Annotated in this window: 1 protein-coding gene; it reads right to left on the bottom strand. The window is 70.9% G+C overall.

What is annotated here, in order from left to right:
• Positions 1 to 258: ArsC/Spx/MgsR family protein (locus Ga0451573_RS19360; protein WP_331459452.1), on the bottom strand; the 258-nt coding region annotated here is incomplete at both ends.

The raw sequence follows: 258 nt of genomic DNA, 5'->3' as shown, positions 1-258 counted from the left end.
ACAGGCGCACCCCCTTCGGGCTGACCACGAGCGGCCGGTTCAGCAGGACCGGGTGGGCCTCGACGGCGTCTAGAAGCTGCTCGTCGGCGAGCGCAGGGTCCCCGAGGCCGAGCTCGGCGAAGGGCGTGCCCTTCTCGCGCAGTGCGTCCCGCACCGTGATGCCGGCGCGTGCGAGCATCTGCCCGATGAGCGTCCTGTTCGGCGGGGTCTTGAGGTACTCGACCACGTGCGGCTCGATGCCGGCGTTGCGGATCATCG

Source organism: Phosphitispora fastidiosa (assembly GCF_019008365.1).
GTDB classification, from domain to species: Bacteria; Bacillota; Thermincolia; order Thermincolales; family UBA2595; genus Phosphitispora; species Phosphitispora fastidiosa.
Note: the sequence above shows the minus strand (reverse complement) of the source record. Positions and strands in the feature narration are given on the sequence as shown.